The 18198-nt window shown below is 36.7% G+C and carries 15 protein-coding genes; 10 read left to right on the top strand and 5 right to left on the bottom strand.

The annotated features are described in order from the left end of the window. The first annotated feature begins 149 nt into the window (after positions 1-149). Positions 150-662 carry a hypothetical protein gene (locus ACNFU2_RS02490; protein WP_273647849.1) on the top strand — a complete coding sequence of 171 codons (513 nt, stop codon included), beginning with the start codon at positions 150-152 and terminating at the stop codon, positions 660-662. 22 nt (positions 663-684) lie between these two features. Beyond that, a complete protein-coding gene (locus ACNFU2_RS02495) occupies positions 685-1296 on the top strand; it encodes an inorganic pyrophosphatase (protein ID WP_172283200.1) in 612 nt (203 codons plus the stop codon). Between the two features lie 126 nt (positions 1297-1422). On the opposite strand, the gene ACNFU2_RS02500 is transcribed toward ACNFU2_RS02495, so the two are convergent. Further along, on the bottom strand, positions 1423-3150 hold the full coding sequence (locus ACNFU2_RS02500; protein ID WP_273647850.1) for an amidohydrolase: 1728 nt from the start codon (positions 3148-3150) through the stop codon (positions 1423-1425). A 132-nt stretch (positions 3151-3282) separates the two neighbouring features. Between ACNFU2_RS02500 and ACNFU2_RS02505 the strand changes: the two genes are divergently transcribed. Next, positions 3283-6024 (top strand): sodium-translocating pyrophosphatase, encoded by a 2742-nt coding sequence (locus ACNFU2_RS02505; RefSeq protein WP_172283198.1) that lies wholly within the window; start codon positions 3283-3285, stop codon positions 6022-6024. 63 nt (positions 6025-6087) lie between these two features. Here ACNFU2_RS02505 and ACNFU2_RS02510 read toward each other — a convergent pair whose 3' ends face one another. Further along, the gene (locus tag ACNFU2_RS02510) at positions 6088-7227 is read right to left on the bottom strand and encodes an aminotransferase class I/II-fold pyridoxal phosphate-dependent enzyme (RefSeq protein WP_273647851.1); all 1140 of its coding nucleotides are present in this window, start codon (positions 7225-7227) and stop codon (positions 6088-6090) included. An 89-nt stretch (positions 7228-7316) separates the two neighbouring features. Here ACNFU2_RS02510 and ACNFU2_RS02515 point away from each other — a divergent pair, with 89 nt between their 5' ends. From ACNFU2_RS02515 to ACNFU2_RS02530, 4 genes are all read left to right on the top strand, one after another. Continuing rightward, positions 7317-8369: a M28 family metallopeptidase gene (locus ACNFU2_RS02515; RefSeq protein WP_418123558.1), complete on the top strand. Its 1053-nt coding sequence runs from the start codon at positions 7317-7319 to the stop codon at positions 8367-8369. A gap of 93 nt (positions 8370-8462) precedes the next feature. Further along, positions 8463-8906, top strand: coding sequence for a GNAT family N-acetyltransferase (locus ACNFU2_RS02520; RefSeq protein WP_306612061.1), 444 nt, complete (start codon positions 8463-8465; stop codon positions 8904-8906). Continuing rightward, a complete protein-coding gene (locus ACNFU2_RS02525; RefSeq protein ID WP_172283190.1) occupies positions 8903-9271 on the top strand; it encodes a glyoxalase in 369 nt (122 codons plus the stop codon). The genes ACNFU2_RS02520 and ACNFU2_RS02525 overlap by 4 nt, the downstream gene beginning before the upstream one ends. Positions 9272-9277: 6 nt before the next feature. Further along, a complete protein-coding gene (locus ACNFU2_RS02530; RefSeq protein ID WP_273647854.1) occupies positions 9278-9781 on the top strand; it encodes an endonuclease V in 504 nt (167 codons plus the stop codon). Between the two features lie 147 nt (positions 9782-9928). Here ACNFU2_RS02530 and ACNFU2_RS02535 read toward each other — a convergent pair whose 3' ends face one another. The 3 genes from ACNFU2_RS02535 to ACNFU2_RS02545 are packed head-to-tail and all read right to left on the bottom strand — an operon-like array spanning position 9929 to position 13899. Next, positions 9929-11518 carry an MFS transporter gene (locus ACNFU2_RS02535; protein ID WP_273647855.1) on the bottom strand — a complete coding sequence of 530 codons (1590 nt, stop codon included), beginning with the start codon at positions 11516-11518 and terminating at the stop codon, positions 9929-9931. A gap of 5 nt (positions 11519-11523) precedes the next feature. Beyond that, on the bottom strand, positions 11524-12570 hold the full coding sequence (locus tag ACNFU2_RS02540; protein WP_172283185.1) for an HlyD family secretion protein: 1047 nt from the start codon (positions 12568-12570) through the stop codon (positions 11524-11526). 9 nt (positions 12571-12579) lie between these two features. Then, positions 12580-13899: a TolC family protein gene (locus ACNFU2_RS02545; protein ID WP_273647856.1), complete on the bottom strand. Its 1320-nt coding sequence runs from the start codon at positions 13897-13899 to the stop codon at positions 12580-12582. Between the two features lie 166 nt (positions 13900-14065). Here ACNFU2_RS02545 and ACNFU2_RS02550 point away from each other — a divergent pair, with 166 nt between their 5' ends. From ACNFU2_RS02550 to ilvD, 3 genes are all read left to right on the top strand, one after another. Continuing rightward, positions 14066-14854, top strand: a complete 789-nt coding sequence (locus tag ACNFU2_RS02550) for a helix-turn-helix transcriptional regulator (protein ID WP_273647857.1) — start codon at positions 14066-14068, stop codon at positions 14852-14854. Between the two features lie 768 nt (positions 14855-15622). Further along, positions 15623-16522 carry an aminotransferase class IV gene (locus tag ACNFU2_RS02555; RefSeq protein ID WP_172283179.1) on the top strand — a complete coding sequence of 300 codons (900 nt, stop codon included), beginning with the start codon at positions 15623-15625 and terminating at the stop codon, positions 16520-16522. After that, complete coding sequence (ilvD, locus tag ACNFU2_RS02560) at positions 16515-18197, top strand: dihydroxy-acid dehydratase (RefSeq protein ID WP_418123563.1); 1683 nt, start codon at positions 16515-16517, stop codon at positions 18195-18197. The genes ACNFU2_RS02555 and ilvD overlap by 8 nt, the downstream gene beginning before the upstream one ends. The last annotated feature ends 1 nt before the right edge of the window (position 18198 follow it).

Below are 18198 nucleotides of genomic sequence, written 5' to 3' on the forward strand. Positions count from 1 at the left end.
TAAAGACATTATAAATTATAAGATGGTTGACAGTACAAATTAATGGTATTTATGTTTATTTCACTATTTTTTTGATAGGAAAATAAAAAATAAAAGCTTTAAACTTGCATAGTGAATAGTAAATTATTAGTAATTTTGCACATCGAATTATGACAAGTTTTTCAGAATATCTGCCGTATGCTTTTGCTCTAATTATTGCAATTCCTTTTCTGGTTTTGCTGAGACAATTTGTACATAACTATATTACCCTTAAAAACCAGGAAATAAAGCTTCTGTCCGTGAAATCAAATTCTGAGAACAAGAGCCATTCATATGAAAGGATGACCTTGTTTCTGGAAAGGATCAAACCTTCGAATATCGTTCAGCGGTTTGATAAGGATCTGGCAGTTCATGAATTTATTTTTCTTACAGAAAAAACGATCAATGAAGAGTTCGAGTACAATTCTTCTCAGCAGCTTTATTTAACGAAAAATTCATGGAAGAATGTTGTCGATTGTAAAAATGCAATTATAGATTTGCTTCATAAGACGTATGAAGGTCTTAATAATAATGCCGATCTTAATGAATTTAAAACGGTTTTTATTATGAATTACATGAATGCTGAAGATTATATTGCTGTTACCATAGAAGATTTAAGAAGAGAAGTTTTAATATTATCATAACAAAAAAATTAAAATATAAATAATGATTCCAAATTTTAAAGCACATCCGTGGCATGGAATTTCTGCAGGAGAAGATGCGCCAAATGTTGTAAATGTATTTGTGGAGATTGTTCCTTCAGATACGATTAAGTATGAAGTTGATAAGGAAACTGGATATTTAAAAGTAGACCGTCCTCAGAAATTTTCAAATATTATCCCTGCTTTGTATGGTTTTGTGCCAAGAACATATTGCCATAATGAAGTTATGAAGCTTGCTGTTGAAAGCGGTGCTGACGATGTAACAATGGGAGATCATGACCCATTGGATATTTGTGTATTAAGTTCACACAACATCCACTCAGGAGGAATGTTGATGGAAGCTATTCCAATCGGTGGTTTCAAAATGATTGATGGAGGTGAGGCAGATGATAAAATTGTTGCTGTAATGGTAGGTGATCACGCTTTCGGACATTTCAGGGATATCGCTGAATTACCGGAAGCTGAAGTAAGAAGATTGATGCATTACTTCTTAACATACAAAAACTTACCGGATGAGCCTGCAAAATGTAGAATCCAGGAAGTTTACGGAGTAGAGCATGCAAGAAAAGTAATAAAAGCATCGCAAAAAGACTACGCAGAAAAATTCGGGGGCTAAAATAAAACAGCATTCGGAACACAATATATAAGGCAGATGAATTTTCATCTGCCTTTATATTTAAATGAAGTAGGAAAAGGACCTCCGGTCATTAAATATAACCCTTGATCGTATTATAAGAACCTCCTATTTTCTTTGATAAACAGAAACTCCTTCTTTAATCGTTTCCAATACTTTAATATTCCTGATTTGTTCAGGATCAATGGTTAATGGATTTTGATCTAATATGACGAAATCAGCAAGCTTTCCAGCTTTGATTGAGCCTTTCCTTTCTTCTTCCTGAAGCTGATAAGCTGCATTAATCGTGATGGCTTTTAATGCCTGAAGAGGGGTTATTCGTTCATTGGGACCCAGGATCCTTCCGGAACGGGTTTTCCTGTTCACTGCAGAATACATTGCTGTAATCAAATCGGGTGGCGTAACGGGAGCATCGTGATGCATGGTGAAGATAATTCCTGCTTTTAACGCTGAATTTGCAGGACTGATGAATGATGCCCTTTCCGGCCCGAAAACGCTTGAATAATGCCAGTCTCCCCATAAATATACATGAGTAGAAAAATAAGAAGGAATAAGCCCTATATCTTTAATTTTCTGAATATGATCCGGACGGCTGTTCTGAACATGGATCAGGGTAGCACGGAGTTCCGGCCTGTAAATATTTTCCTCTTTCAGTTTTCCGATCACCCGTAAGGCCTGATCAATAGCAGCATCACCATTTACATGAAGCTGTGCGGTGATATTGTTTTGAAATAAAGTTTTCAGATCATCGTATAAGACCTGGTCAGAAAATATCGGAAAGCCTTTATAATCTGCTGACTGGCCTTCGGGAGGAACGAGATAAGGCTGGGTAAGCCAGGCCGTTTTTCCCTGTGGCGAGCCGTCATCTGAAAATTTAAAACCGCCAAGTTTTAAATGATTGTTGTATTTCATATATTTCGGCTTAAAGGTACTCAGCTCCTTTTTGAAATACTCATAATCGGGAAAATACACAACATCTGCTTTAAAAACGTGTTCGGATGCCGCTTTTTCCAGAAGGGCCACACTTTCGCCCATTGTCCTTCCGTCACAGATGGTGGTCTGGCCATAGCTGAGCCATTCATCCTGAGCTTTCTTAAGATTCTGCATGGCCTGCTCCTGAGCATTTCCTGTTTGTTTACTCATTTTTTCTGTAAGGGAAAGAAGCGCTGAAAAGCTTGCGTTTTCTTCTAATTTTCCATTAAGCTTTCCTGTTTTTTTATTTCGCCCGTAATGGCCTCCTTCCGGATCTTTTGAAGAATCTGATATCCCTAAAAACTTTAGCATGGCGGTATTGGCTACACTTGCATGACCTGATGTATGAATAACAATAATAGGATTGATTTTGCTTATAGCATCCAGTTCGTCCCTGGTCGGATGTCGGTGTTCGGTCATGATGGCATCATCATATCCATTGCCTATGACCGGTTGATTAGCAGGAATAGCATGGTCTTTAAGGTATTTTCTGATGGTATTCTGAAGGTCTTTAATGGAATTAACCGTACCATAAGGTTCAGGAAACAGATCGATTGCCTGCAGCATCCCCGCTCTTGAAGTGAGGTGGCTGTGAACATCAATAAAACCGGGAAGTAAAACTTTCCCCTCAAGATTGATGATCTTCGTTCCTTCATCTGTGTAACGTTCAGCTTCTGCCTTTATTCCGGCGAAAAGTATTTTACCATTTTTTAAAACTACTGCCTCCGACTGGGGAAGTGTATCTTCCATTGTTAAAATTGTTCCTCCAAAATAAAGAATTTCTGCTTTTTCTTTGTGAGGTCTTCCTGCACAGCTGATAACAATAAGAACTACTGAAAATAGTAAATAAATTGATGCTTTCATACAATATTGTGTTTTTGTGGTGTTCTTAAATTTACGAATAAATATATTATCGGCCTAGTCTTAATAAACCATAAGAATTTTTGTTATATTTATAAAACTAATTACTATTTATTAATATAAAAATAATAAACTATGGATTTGTTCTATTTAATTCCGGTTTTTGGTGTTATTGCTTTACTATACACTTTTATACAAAGTAATTGGGTGCAAAAACAGAATGCCGGAAATGAAAAAATGAAAATTATCAGCGGGCATATCGCTGACGGTGCGATGGCTTTTCTAAAGGCCGAGTACAAGATTTTAACTTATTTCGTAGTAGTTGTGGCGATCTTATTAGCCGTAATGGGAATGAGTAATTCTAATTCCCACTGGAGTATCGGGATTGCCTTTGTGGTAGGAGCTATTTTTTCTGCTTCTGCAGGTTTTATTGGGATGAAAATAGCAACCAAAGCCAATGTGAGAACTGCAGAAGCTGCGAAGACTTCATTGTCTAAAGCTTTAAAAGTTTCATTTACAGGAGGTTCAGTAATGGGAATGGGGGTTGCAGGATTAGCCGTTCTGGGCTTAGGAGCTCTTTTCCTGATCATTAAGCAGATCTTTGCTGCTGATGCTCCGGTTGATTCTCATGAGATGGAAAAAACGATTGAGATCCTTACCGGGTTTTCTTTAGGCGCAGAGTCTATTGCATTGTTTGCCAGAGTGGGCGGCGGTATTTATACTAAAGCGGCCGACGTAGGGGCGGATCTTGTAGGGAAAGTGGAGGCAGGAATTCCTGAGGATGATCCCCGGAATCCGGCTACCATTGCAGATAATGTGGGAGATAATGTAGGGGATGTGGCAGGAATGGGAGCCGATTTATTTGGTTCTTACGTAGCCACTGTTCTGGCAACAATGGTACTGGGAAGAGAGACAATTTCGGTGGATTCTTTCGGGGGATTTGCTCCCATTCTGCTTCCGATGCTTATTGCAGGAACCGGGATCATTTTTTCCATCATAGGGACCTTATTTGTCAGAATTAATGACAATGAAGGAGCTTCAACTTCCAGTGTGCAGAATGCATTGAATCTGGGAAACTGGGGAAGTATCGTAATTACTGCGGTAGCTTCTTATTTCCTGGTTACTTATATTTTACCTGAAACAATGGTATTAAGAGGTCATGAATTTACCAAAATGGGTGTTTTCGGGGCTATTATGGTAGGATTGGTGGTAGGAACTTTAATGAGTATCATCACTGAATTCTATACAGCGATTGGTAAAAGGCCGGTTTCTAGTATTGTGAGACAATCTTCGACCGGTCACGCAACGAATATTATCGGAGGTCTTGCTGTAGGAATGGAGTCTACTTTGCTTCCTATTATTGTTTTGGCAGGAGGTATTTACGGATCTTATCTATGCGCCGGTCTTTATGGAGTGGCTATTGCAGCGGCCGGAATGATGGCGACAACAGCTATGCAGTTAGCGATTGATGCCTTTGGACCCATTGCTGATAATGCCGGAGGAATTGCTGAGATGAGCGAGCTCCCGAAAGAAGTTCGTGAGAAAACAGATATTCTTGATGCTGTAGGAAATACCACCGCAGCTACAGGAAAAGGATTTGCTATCGCTTCTGCAGCATTAACAGCCCTGGCTTTATTTGCGGCATTCGTAGGAATTGCAGGAATTGACGGAATCGATATATACAGGGCTGATGTTTTAGCCGGCTTATTTGTAGGGGGAATGATCCCTTTTATTTTCTCGTCACTGGCAATCACAGCGGTGGGGCAGGCGGCAATGGCCATGGTGGAAGAAGTAAGGAGACAGTTTAGAGAGATCCCGGGAATTCTTGAAGGGACTGCTGAACCCGAATATGAAAAATGTGTTGCCATATCAACGGATGCGTCGATAAGAAAAATGATGCTTCCGGGAGCCATAGCGATTATATCTCCTTTATTAGTAGGTTTTATTTTTGGTCCTGAAGTATTGGGTGGATTCTTAGCCGGAGCTACGGTATGTGGTGTTCTGATGGGGATGTTCCAGAATAATGCCGGAGGTGCGTGGGATAATGCCAAAAAATCTTTTGAAAAGGGTGTAGATATCAACGGTCAGACTTATTATAAAGGTTCAGAGCCTCATAAAGCTTCTGTAACCGGTGATACTGTGGGGGATCCGTTCAAAGATACTTCCGGACCATCGATGAATATTTTAATTAAATTAATGTCTATTGTTTCTTTGGTGATTGCGCCTACATTGGCCACTTTACATAAAGATAAGATTGAAGCTGAAAGAAAAGCGACAATTGAAAATTTATTGAGCAAAGCCGGTGCACATTCAGGTGTTGAAAATATGGATCCTGGAGTTTCTGGAATTACTGTAACTCCAGCCGAAATCAAAGGACATTTGAATGAAAACGGAGATTTTGTATATGAAACCGGAAATATCAAGGAAATCAAGCTGAACAATGGAAAAACCATTTCACTTGGAGAAAACAGCCGTCTGTTTGAGATGTATAACAGCATAAAAAACAAAAATCAATCTGTTCTGGATCCTAATCATTGGTACACAATTGAAAATCTTTATTTTGAAAGTGGTTCCAGTGATCTTAAGGCGGGTTCTGATGCTCAGCTGGCTAATTTAGCGGAACTGTTGAATGCTTTTCCGGGTCTTAGGATAAAATTAGGTGGTTATACAGATGATACAGGAAATCCTGACAGTAATAAAAAACTATCCAACTTAAGGGCTCAAACAGCTAAACTGAAACTTTTAGAAATGGGTATACCTTCAGATAGAGTAGAAGCAGAGGGATATGGTTCCCAATTCCCTGTTTGTGAAGAAAATGATACCGATGAATGTAAAGCAAAGAACAGAAGGATTGACGTAAGGGTCCTTTCTTTATAATTCAAAATAATATCTACAAAAAGCACCGCAAATTGTGGTGCTTTTTTATGTGGAGCAATCTAGCTACAGGTTCTTTTTTAAATGTTCCATCGCCCGGATGATCATATCATCGCTTTTAATAAAGCTAAATCTTACATAATCAGAGTTTTGCCTTGAATTATAAAAGGCTGACAAAGGAAGGCATGCGACCTGTTTTTCTGTGGTCAGCCACTTTGAAAATTCAACATCAGTCATGGTTTTAGAGATGTTTCTAAAGTTAACCAATTGAAAAACACTTCCTTCTGACCGCTGTTCAACAACTAAAGGCGTATTTTTAATTAATTCATTGAACAGATCTCTCTTCTTTTGCATCAGGAGTTTGTTTTCCAGGGGATCAAAAACCTCAAGGTATTTTGCAATAGCATATTGAGCAGGACCATTGGCACTATAGGAAATATACTGTTGATGACATCTGAATTGAGAGGATAGAGGTTCCGGCGTAAGCAAATAGCTTACTTTCCATCCTGTTGTATGGAACATTTTACCAAAGGAAAAAATGCAGAACGTCCTTTTTCTAAGTTCTTTGTGTAAAAAGGAACTGTAATGTTCCTGTTCATCATAGCAATAGGTGTCGTAGATTTCTTCCGATATAAGATAGATTTCCTGATGATTGATCAGATCATAAAGATGATTCCAATCCTGTTCTGACCATATTTTGCCGGTGGGGTTTTGTGGAGAATTCACAATGATTGCTTTGGTCTTTTCCGATAAACAGCATTGAAGTTTATCCCAATCTATATCAAAATCATTTCCAAGATCATAATATACAGGAACACCACCATTGAGAACAATAGAAGGAGCATAAGTGTAATAGGATGGCTGGATAATAATCACTTCGTCTCCGGGATTTATAATGCTTTTTAAAGCCGTATATAAGGCAAAGGTTGTACAAGGGACTATGGTGATCTCTTCCTTTTTCAGATGGATCGGATTTTTACGTTTTTCATTAAACCTGATGATGGATTCTATAAGCGACGGGCTACCCGCAAGCGGTTCGTACTGATGGTGAATCAGATCAACTGATTCTTTAAGGTAATATTTGAGGCGGTGATCAATATCAAAATCAGGTAACCCTAGTGATAAATCATAACTGTTATGCTTTGCGGCCAGCTCAGACATATCAGTAAAAAAAGAATAATGTGTAAATCCGTAAATATTTTCCACCTTTTGCGTGTTTATATCAAATATAAGGAAATTTAGAATCGGTTATAGATTAAATAAATTTTGTTACTTTTAGTAAAATTATTTTTGTAATGAGAAAAATACTTATTCCACTATTGGCTGTCGCGATATTATCTTCTTGCGAAACTGCTAAAGTGACATCGGAAAATCAAAACGGACAATCGGCTTCAAAGGCAATGTCTAAGTCTGAGAAAGCTTTTCAATCTGCATATAAAGAAATTAAGCTAGATGACCTGAAGCAAAATTTATATGTGATTGCTTCCGATGAAATGGAGGGCAGAGATACCGGAAGCCCGGGACAGAAAAAAGCGGGAGAGTATATGGTTAAATTTTACAAAGATTTCGGAATTTCTTATCCAAAAGCTTTAGGTTCATATTATCAGAAAGTACCCGCATCTTTCATGCAACAGAGAGGAGGGAGAAATCTTCCTGATTCTGAGAATATCCTTGCATTTATTGAAGGTTCTGAGAAGCCTGACGAAATAGTTGTGGTTTCTGCGCATTATGATCATGTAGGTACGAAGAACGGGATCGTATACAATGGGGCTGATGACGATGGAAGCGGAACTGTAGCTGTGATGGAGATAGCTAAAGCTTTTCAAAGTGCTAAGAAAGCCGGTAACGGACCCAAAAGATCCATTTTATTCCTGCATGTAACGGGAGAAGAGCATGGATTATTCGGATCAGAATATTATACGGACAATCCGGTCTTCCCATTAGCCAATACGGTAGTAGATCTGAATATCGATATGATCGGAAGGGATGATCCTGAAAACAGAGGAAAAAACTATGTGTATGTAATAGGCTCGGAAATGCTGAGTTCACAGCTGAAAGTAATTAATGAAGCAGCCAATAAAAAGACCAATAATTTAGCACTTAATTATAAATATGATGATCCTAATGATCCTGATAGATTGTATTACAGATCGGATCACTATAACTTTGCAAAGAATAATATTCCTGTTGCTTTTTTCTTTGACGGAATCCATGAAGACTATCATAAACCAACCGATGATGTTGAAAAGATTGATTTCAGTTTATTGCAAAAAAGAGCTCAGCTGGTATTCACAACAGCGTGGGAAATTGCCAACAGACCGGAGAGAATTACGGTTGATAGAAAATAATAGATAATAAAATACTATAATCAATTACTTTATATAAATGATGTAATTATTTATTATATAGTTGTTTATTTATTTTTATTGAAGTATTACGTGATGGTAATTCGAGAGGCGAAATCAGAAGATATTTTTCAGATACAGATAGTGAGAAATGCTGTAAAAGAAAATAGATTGTCAAATCCTGATCTTGTTACTGATAAAGATTGCGAAGAATTTTTATTTGAAAGAGGGAAAGGTTGGGTGTGTGAAATCAATGATCAGGTTGTCGGTTTTTCAATTGTTGATTTGAAAGAAAATAACATTTGGGCACTATTTGTTCACCCAGATTTTGAAGGTCTTGGAGTAGGGCAAAAGCTTCACCACATCATGCTGGATTGGTATTTTCAGCAAACTAAAAAAAGTGTTTGGCTGGGAACAGCTTTTGATACAAGAGCTGAAAAGTTTTACCGGAAGATAGGCTGGAATGAAACAGGAACTCATGGAAAGCACGAAATTAAATTTGAAATGACTTATAAAACCTGGAAACAAATAAAGCCATGAAACAAAAAATGAAATCAATTCGACCATTTATTGGTGCTCAAAACTTTATGGAAAGCAGATCTTTTTATACGGATCTGGGATTTGAGGAAATTGTTTTAGAAGAAAAATTATCATTATTTAAAAAACAAGATATTGCATTCTATCTTCAGGATGCATATGTGAAAGAGTGGATTGATAATACCATGATCTTTGTTGAAGTAGAAAATGTGGATGAATATTGGCAGGAACTTTTGGATTTGAACTTGACAGAGAAATATAATACTATAAAACTAACGCCCGTAAGAACCCTGAATTGGGGAAAAGAATGTTTCGTGCATGATCCTTCTGGTATTTTATGGCATTTTGGAGAATTTTTCAACCATTAATTGAAGATGATTTACGCTTTTGATACCTACTATTATGAGAATTACGCCTACACAGTCTGTCTGGCATTCAAAGACTGGGAAGATGATCTGGAAACAGCAGCTTACAGTGAAAAAACTCCTATAACTTCTGATTACGAAAGTGGAGCTTTTTACAAACGGGAACTTCCATGTATTCTAAGTTTATTATCAAAGATTGATCTCAAAAATGGAGATATTCTGTTAGTAGATGGTTATGTGACTCTCAATAATGAAGGTAAGATTGGACTCGGAGGATATTTATATGAAAAATTAGAAGAAAAATATCCTGTTGTGGGAATTGCAAAAAATGAATTCTCCGCTCCTGACTCTCAGCGGAGAACAATCTATAGGGGGGAAAGTAAAACACCGTTATTTCTTACTTCGAAAGGAGTTGATGTAGATTTCTTAAAAAATAAAATAGAGAAAATGCACGGATTGTACAGAATACCGACATTGTTGAAAAAACTAGATCAATTGACAAGAATTGCTTAATTACAACCTTCTTATCTACAACTAGGTGAGGACTTTGTCATAATTTTGAATTTTATAAAAGGATAAAAACGGATAAGAAGCAGAATATATAATTCTGCTTCTTATTTCGTTAATGTAGTCCATAATAAACGGAATTTACGAACCAGTTTAATAAGGTACATTTCCTTTTCGCAATCTGAGAACAATATTTTGAATTCCAGGTAAGCATATCAAAATAACAATTACAACAAGCAATCCGATCAGCATAATATCATAATAATCTTTTGTTGAGCGTATTAATATCTGTTGTTTTATAAAATAATTGAAGTAAGCATTTGAGGCTCCTTTGGAAGTATACATATCGTTGCCTGCATTCAAATAAGCTTGTTGAATATTCTGCAGGGTAATTGATAATTGGGGATTCGTTTCTGTCAATGATTCTCTGAGCTTATCATTGGCTTCAGATCTGGTATATAATTGTGTATAATTGTTTACAGCCATACTGCTGCTAAATCCTAAGAATCTGGCAAAAATACCAAGAAAAGCAGCATTGAAGGCAACCTTTGGAGGTGCTGAAGAAACCATAAATGATACAATAGGAACAAACAAGACCCCTGTAGAAACTCCATAGATGAACATTGGAAGAATAAAGTCTTTTGTTTCGCCCGTAGAAGATACAAATTGTAACATGTAGAAATAATAGCAGGCCATGATGACAAATCCTGTGATAATAATTCTTATCAAGGAAATCCCCATTAAGATAAAACGAGCAGTGATTGCCATGCTGATTGCTGTACCTAAGATAACGCCTATCCAAACAGGAATAATATGGAGAGGATCAGTGGCAAGGACAACTTCTATATAACCATAGGTAAGGCCGGTTGTTCCTTTAAAAATATAAAAAACAAAAAGCAATAATAAACCGATGACAAAATTTTTGGCTTTAAAGATCTGTAAATTAATCAATGGATGTTTTAACCTGTTTTCCCGGACTATAAAAAGAAACAATAGGATGATAAAGAACATACCCAACAGAACAATAACTGGACTATCTAACCAATTGAGCTGCTGTCCATATATCAAAATGTATCCGATAACAGAGGAAAATGTAAGATAGTAGAGATACCCGATCCAATCTACTCTGTAGAGAGGAATCTTTTTTGAAAACCTGGCTTTTGAATTCATGCCTATTAAAATCACAAAAAGCAGAGTAATGAGCATTAAAATCAATCCGAAAAACAGCCAGTTAAAGTCTAAGACATCAAGTAAAATACTACTATAAATAGCATATACGGGAACTGCGATCTGTATGGCTGCATAGAAAATACTGTAACCGATAACTCTTGCTCTCGTGGAAGATAAACGGGAAAAAACCATATTGAGGATGATACTGCAAATGAGTGCACAGGCAATTCCCTGAACGACTCCACATACCAGAAATAATCCCCAGTTTTTAGAATAAAAACAGATGAGTGAATTCACCGAATTTAATGCTAACCCTATTATCAGATATTTCCTGGGTGCAAAATATTTAGTAATACGAAAATCTAAAGCTAAAAAAGTGACTGCAGAAGAATAGGTAAGTACCATAGCATATTGAACATCTGTTGGCTGGACTCCATAATATCCTGCCATACTGATAGGCCTTCCGTACAGAGCAAAGCTGAATAAGGAGACCATTAATATGGTAAAAATAATGCTTCTGGCCAGCCATTCAGGGATCCAACTTTTAAATATGGGCATATTGTGGGCTTCCATTAGCTTTAATTTTTGTTGATATACACATTAGCATTCATTCCTGCAGATAGCCCGGACAGTTTCTCCTTGGTTTCTGTAAGTTTGATTCTTACAGGAATACGTTGTATTACTTTTACAAAATTGCCTGTAGCATTATCTGGTGGTAGAAGAGAATAGCGGGAACCTGTAGTAGGAGATAAGGATTCTATGACACCTGAAAATGTTTCTCCTGGAAAAGCATCCACTTCTATATTGACCTTTTGGCCTATTTTGAATGTCTTGATCTGTGTTTCTTTGAAATTGGCTACCACCCATTTCTCCTGCGATTTATTGACAAGAAATGCCAGAGTCTGCCCAGGTTGAATCAGTTGTCCTTCCTGAATGTTTTTTTTTCCTATTTTACCATCAAATGGAGCCGTGATTACCGTATAACGTATATCGAGATCCTGCCTTTCTATAGATGCCTGTCTTACTTTTATTTCAGCATTTATTGCGAAACGTTGTGCTTGTATATCATTGAGTTTTGACTCTGCTACCCGAAGAGATGCGAGCGTTTCTTCGTAATCCGATTGATTGGTTAATAGGGAAGTATGTACATTATCAAATTTTTGTTGAGTAGTCGATTCATCTGCCAGAAGGTTTTTATAGCGATCGTATTCCTTTTGCTGCTGATCCAGTTTAGCTTTGATTCCTGAAATATGGGCTTTTATGACATCAATATTTTTGATCTGGGTTTGTTCACTGGCGCTTAGTATAGGGAGTTTGGCCTCCGATGTCGCTAATTCTGCTAAAGCTGTTTCTTTTTTAAGATCATATTCATCCCTTTCAATACGTACGAGAGTATCTCCTTTATGGACTTCCTGATTATCCTGATAATAAATTTTGCTGATATATCCCCCAACTTTAGCATTTATAGGTGATAGATAAGCTTCTATCTGTGCATCATTGGTCTGCTCATACCAATATCCTTTCCAGAAATGAAGTACAGCCCAAGTGATGATTACGATTAATAATAGTATTCCTAACCATTGTGTTGCTACTACTATAATACGGTCTGTTTTATTCTTGTTCATAATTTTATTTTAAAGTGTTCCTGTGATAATCAATAGTTTTATATGGCTTAGTCTTAAATTTGCTTCAGCAGATGTAAGATTGAATTTAGCTTGTAACAGAATGTTCTCAGCATCTAAAAGATCGGTCAGAAGAGATTGCTGATTGAGGTAGCTGTTTCTGATTACTCTCACACTTTCAGTACTTTGACGGATGGTAAGTTCTGCTGTCTCTACACTTTCTCTTGCCTGTTCTCTTTCAAGGAAAGCATCTCTTACTTTAATCGATAGGTCGTCTTGTTTTATCCGGCTCTTTTCAATCTCCTGTTTTTTCAGGTTATATGCATGAGCAATAGTGTGTTTACTCTTATAAAGATTGTCTACAGAGTAGGTTACCTTTAAACCTATTTGACCAAATCCCCAGAGATCATTGGAGTATGGATAAAATGAAATTTGAGGATACGTATAGTTGTATCTGGAGTATAAAGAAATCCTTGGTAATAGGCTTGATTTTACCTGCCTAATATTAAGCTCACTTAATGTCTGATTTGTGTTAACAATCTTAAGATCAGGTGAATTATCGAGTGCAGCTGCAAGATAGTCTTCATAATTAGATCCTTGTAAATTTTTGTTTTCCAGAATATCTTCAGAAGAAATAGCCAGTGGCTCAGTACTACTTCTTCCCATCAGAATGTTGAGTCGTTGCTTGGTAAGATCAATTTTCTTTTTTACATCCGAATCACTGAGTTGCAATTGAGATAGTTTGACTGAGATTCTTAATACATCACTCTTCAATACAATACCATTCTTGTTAAGATTTTCAATGGTGGATAGCTGCTTCTTTTCGCTAGAAATTTCGGAGGAAATAAATGATTCAAATTCCTGGAATTTGTACAGATCGTAATAGGATGCAGCGATCATATATTTTACATTATCTTTCTGTAATTCAAACTCATATTGTTTGCGTATTTTCTCTTCTTTTTTAATTTCAATGTTTCTTTTGTCTTTTCCTCCACTATAAAGATTGAAATCCAGATTGTAGCCCAATCCATAACCATATCCCTTAATTGGAACACTTTGAGGTGACGAAAACAGACCATTTTCATACAGAAGAAACTTGGAGTTAAGACGAAAATCTCCAACGACAGACAATTCTGGTAATTGCTTATCTTTTGCTTCTAAAATACTGATATCGCTTTCTTCTTTTGCAAGTTCTGCAAGTTTCAATTGTTTGTTTTGTGACTCTGATATATTCCAGATTTCATTCAATGTCAATACGGAGGGATTATCCTTTATTTGTGCTTTTATACCAGCCGAAACAGCCAGGTACAGAAGTATGATATATCTTTTCATTGTCAGATTACATTTTTATACTGGCAAAATTATTGTGGATTAAAATGAGTCTTTTTATAATATTAGCCTTATTTTTGTTTATTCTGGCCAATATTTTTAAGTTTATCTCTATTTGATAAGTCATTATCAGTGTTCTGTTGTAAAATTTTAAAATCGACTCCTGCCTATGAAAACGATAAAAGAAGTAAGAGAAAAAGTAGATGCTCATCCTGCATCCATATTGATGATCCGTCAGCAATGGGAACAAAGACTACCCATGCATAGGCATCAGAAAGGGCAGTTGCTTTTGGTTATTGGTGGAATGGCAAAATTGAGAACAAAAGAAAAAGATCTTTACATTCCACGCAGTCACTATATCTGGATGCCTAAAATGTACTCGCATAATTTGATGTTCAATTCTAAGGATCTTGATATCATTAATATTTACTTTCCGGAGGAAGAAAAATTTAATCATCCATTTTACGATGATCTGGGGATATATCCTGTAAGTAATCTACTTTCTGAGCTTTTGAAATTCGGAAAGGATTGGAATGGAGATTTCTTTCCAGATTCATGGGAATATGAATTTCTTCTCACTATGAAACATTTACTTCCTAAGGAGAATCTGAAAAAATTTTCTATCCAGTTGCCTACCACCAGTGATGAACGTCTTACTGCAATTATAAAATTTGTTCGAAACAATTTAGAAAACCCACTCACACTAGAAGAAGTAGGGGGTAAATTTGGATTTAGTGTAAGAAGTCTGACCCGTATATTTACCAATAAATTGGGGATTTCGTTTATCCAGTATGTAAAGATGGTAAGGATCATTCGTGCAATGGAATTACTAAAAGATACCACTCTGAGTATGAGTGAGATTGCTTATGAAATTGGCTATTCCAATATTTCAGCATTTAGCAATACATTTCAGCAACTGACTAATATGAGACCAACAGAATTTAAATCGATGCTTTAATGAAATAATTATTCCCGTCTGTAATTGCATCTTAAGCTTTTCTATCAAGGATTATAGATACCATTAATCATTTTGTTTTTTATTGAGATTTAATTAAAAAAATGATAAAATATTTTTTTAATTAAAAAAAGTTTATACATTTGTCACATCAAAAAATAAAAGTGAACAGTACATTCAACAATATTATTACTATCGTTATTGTCATTATCGGATTCCGGTGATGAGCGATGGTATTGTTGAAACTCTATAAAATTATTAGAAAGCCATCCTCATCCGGGATGGCTTTTTTTTATACCCGAATTTTAAAAAATCTAAAAAAATTAAAATATGTATTACAACAAAAAATTTAAACTCCATAATCTGAAAAAGGTTCTGAAATCATTCGGAGTTTGCAATCATTCTTTTCAATCGGATAGCAATGATACATCCGGTGCTTTTTATCTAACAAATCAAAGTACTGTAGGACTAATGATTTTATAATGCAGAAGTGAAGTCTTTTTATAATTCTGCTATTGTAGAATTAGATAATTTAAATTATTGATTATTAGTGTTTTATATTTATTTTATCGTGATTTGAATATTGTAATTTTAATTGAAATATGAAAGATAGAAAATATACAAGCCTTAGTTTTGAATCAAAATTAGAAAAGAACTTCATGTACTGCTTTTGGAATCGGAACAGGTTAAGTAAGGTTTATTACCATGTTGACCCGACTGATGAGAATAGCTTTTTTTATGTCTAAACTTAAAATAATTTAAAAAATAAATATGTATTACAACGAGAAAACGATGCTTTATTATGACGGAAAGTTCCAGGAGGCTACTACTGCTTCTACGGGTCTTTACGGACAATCACTTCACTACGGATATGCTGTCTTTGAAGGAATTAAATCATACAAAACAAAGAACGGGACCAAAATTTTTAAGGCAAAAGAACATTATGACCGCCTGAAAAAATCAGCAGAATTAATGATGATTCCTTTTGATTATTCTACGGAAGAGATGATTGACTTGACCTATAAGCTTTTGGAAATGAATAATTTAAGTAATGCATACATCAGGCCGTTAGTAATTTGCTCTCCTAACATGAGCCTTTCAAAAGGAAACAAAAGTTCTTTGATTATTGAAGCGTGGAGTTGGGATAACGGATACTTATCCGACCATGCAAGGATAATGACCTCTTCTTTTGAGCGCCCCAATCCGAAGGCATTTAGAATAGAAGCAAAAGCGAGTGGTCATTATGTAAACTCTATTCTTGCATCGCAGGAAGCCAAAGATAAAGGATTTGACGAAGCAATGCTTTTAGATGGCAATGGAAATGTAGCGGAAAGTTCAGGAGCTAATATTTTTTATGAAAAGGATGCAAAATTATATACACCGGCAAAAGGGAGTATTCTTCCGGGGATAACCAGAGCGACAATGTTCGAGATATGCGATCAGCTAGGGATTAGCTACGAAGAAAAATTCTTTAAACCTGAAGAAATGGAAGGAGCAGATGCCGGATTTTTTTGTGGTACTGCAGCGGAAGTGGTTGCGTTAGAATCATTGAATAATATTCCATTTAAACTGAAGTGGGAAAACAGTGTGTCTGCTTTGATTCAAAAAGCTTACAGACATCTGGTTTTTGAAGAAGATTATTCCTATTTAAAACAGGCGTTGTATGTGTGAGACATTAAATAAATATTCCAGGGTTCTCACTCAGGATCCTACTCAACCGGCAACCCAGGCGATGTTTTACGGAATCGGCTTTAAAAAAGAGGATTTCGATAAAGCCCAGGTTGGAGTAGCGAGTATGGGATATGACGGAAATACCTGCAATATGCACCTTAACGGGCTGGCAGAACTGGTTAAAAAGGGAGTAAACGGACAGAATCTCGTTGGCCTGATGTTTCATACCATAGGAATCAGTGACGGAATGACCAATGGGACAGATGGAATGCGATATTCTCTTGTCAGCAGGGATGTGATTGCAGACAGCATTGAAACGGTGTGTGCAGGGCAGTACTATGACGGTCTTATTACAGTTCCGGGATGCGATAAAAATATGCCCGGATCCCTAATGGCAATGGCGAGATTAAACAGGCCATCGATCATGGTATATGGGGGAAGCATAGAAGCAGGACACTATAAAGGCAATGATCTCAATATCGTATCAGCTTTTGAAGCATTGGGAAATAAAATTGCAGGAAAGCTTTCTGATGAAGATTATGATGGAATCATCAAAAACTCCTGTCCAAGCGCGGGGGCTTGTGGTGGGATGTATACAGCCAATACAATGGCTTCGGCGATTGAAGCACTGGGTATGAGCTTACCATACTCATCTTCTTATCCGGCTCTAAGCAAAGAGAAAAAGGAAGAATGTGAGTTTGCCGGACATTATATGAGGATATTGCTGGAAAAAGACATCAAGCCTTCCGATATCATGACGCCAAAGGCTTTTGAAAATGCCTTGAGAATCATTATGGTTTTAGGGGGAAGTACGAACGCAGTCCTCCATTTCATTGCAATAGCAAAGAGTATTGGTCATCATTTAACGCTGGATGATTTTCAGAAGATTAGCGATACTACACCTTTGCTGGCTGACCTGAAACCTAGCGGCAGGTACCTGATGAAAGATCTTCATGAGGTAGGAGGAGTACCGGCTGTGATGAAATATCTATTGGATCTCGGACTTCTCCATGGAGACTGCCTTACGGTAACCGGAAAGACAATGGAAGAAAACCTTAGAAATATTACTTCAATTATAGATAGGAAACAGGATATTATCAGAGATATCAGCAATCCGATAAAAGAAACAGGCCACATCCGTATTATGTACGGCAACCTGGCGGAAAGAGGCTGTGTGGCCAAAATTACAGGCAAGGAGGGGAATTTCTTTAAAGGAAAAGCAAGGGTTTTTGATGGTGAAAAAGAATTTATCAAAGGCATTGAAGACAAAATAATCCAGGAAGGTGATGTAGTTGTGATTAAGAATGAAGGCCCTAAAGGCGCTCCTGGAATGCCTGAAATGTTGAAACCAACTTCTGCATTGATGGGTTCCGGACTAGGTAAGAATGTAGCATTAATTACGGACGGGCGCTTTTCCGGGGGAACTCATGGTTTTGTGGTAGGGCACATTACACCTGAAGCCTTTGAAGGAGGATTAATTGGTTTGGTTAAAGACAATGATGTGATCGAACTAGATGCTGTAAAGAATACCATCAACCTGATTATATCAGATGAAGAATTAAAAGAAAGAAAAGCCGGATTCAAACAACCGGATTATAAAGTAAAAACAGGGGTGTTATACAAGTATGCAAAGCTGGTATCAGATGCCTCTCAGGGATGTATAACAGATTTTTAAA

It is taken from the genome of Chryseobacterium sp. PTM-20240506 (assembly GCF_048296755.1).
GTDB classification, from domain to species: domain Bacteria; phylum Bacteroidota; class Bacteroidia; order Flavobacteriales; family Weeksellaceae; genus Chryseobacterium; species Chryseobacterium proteolyticum.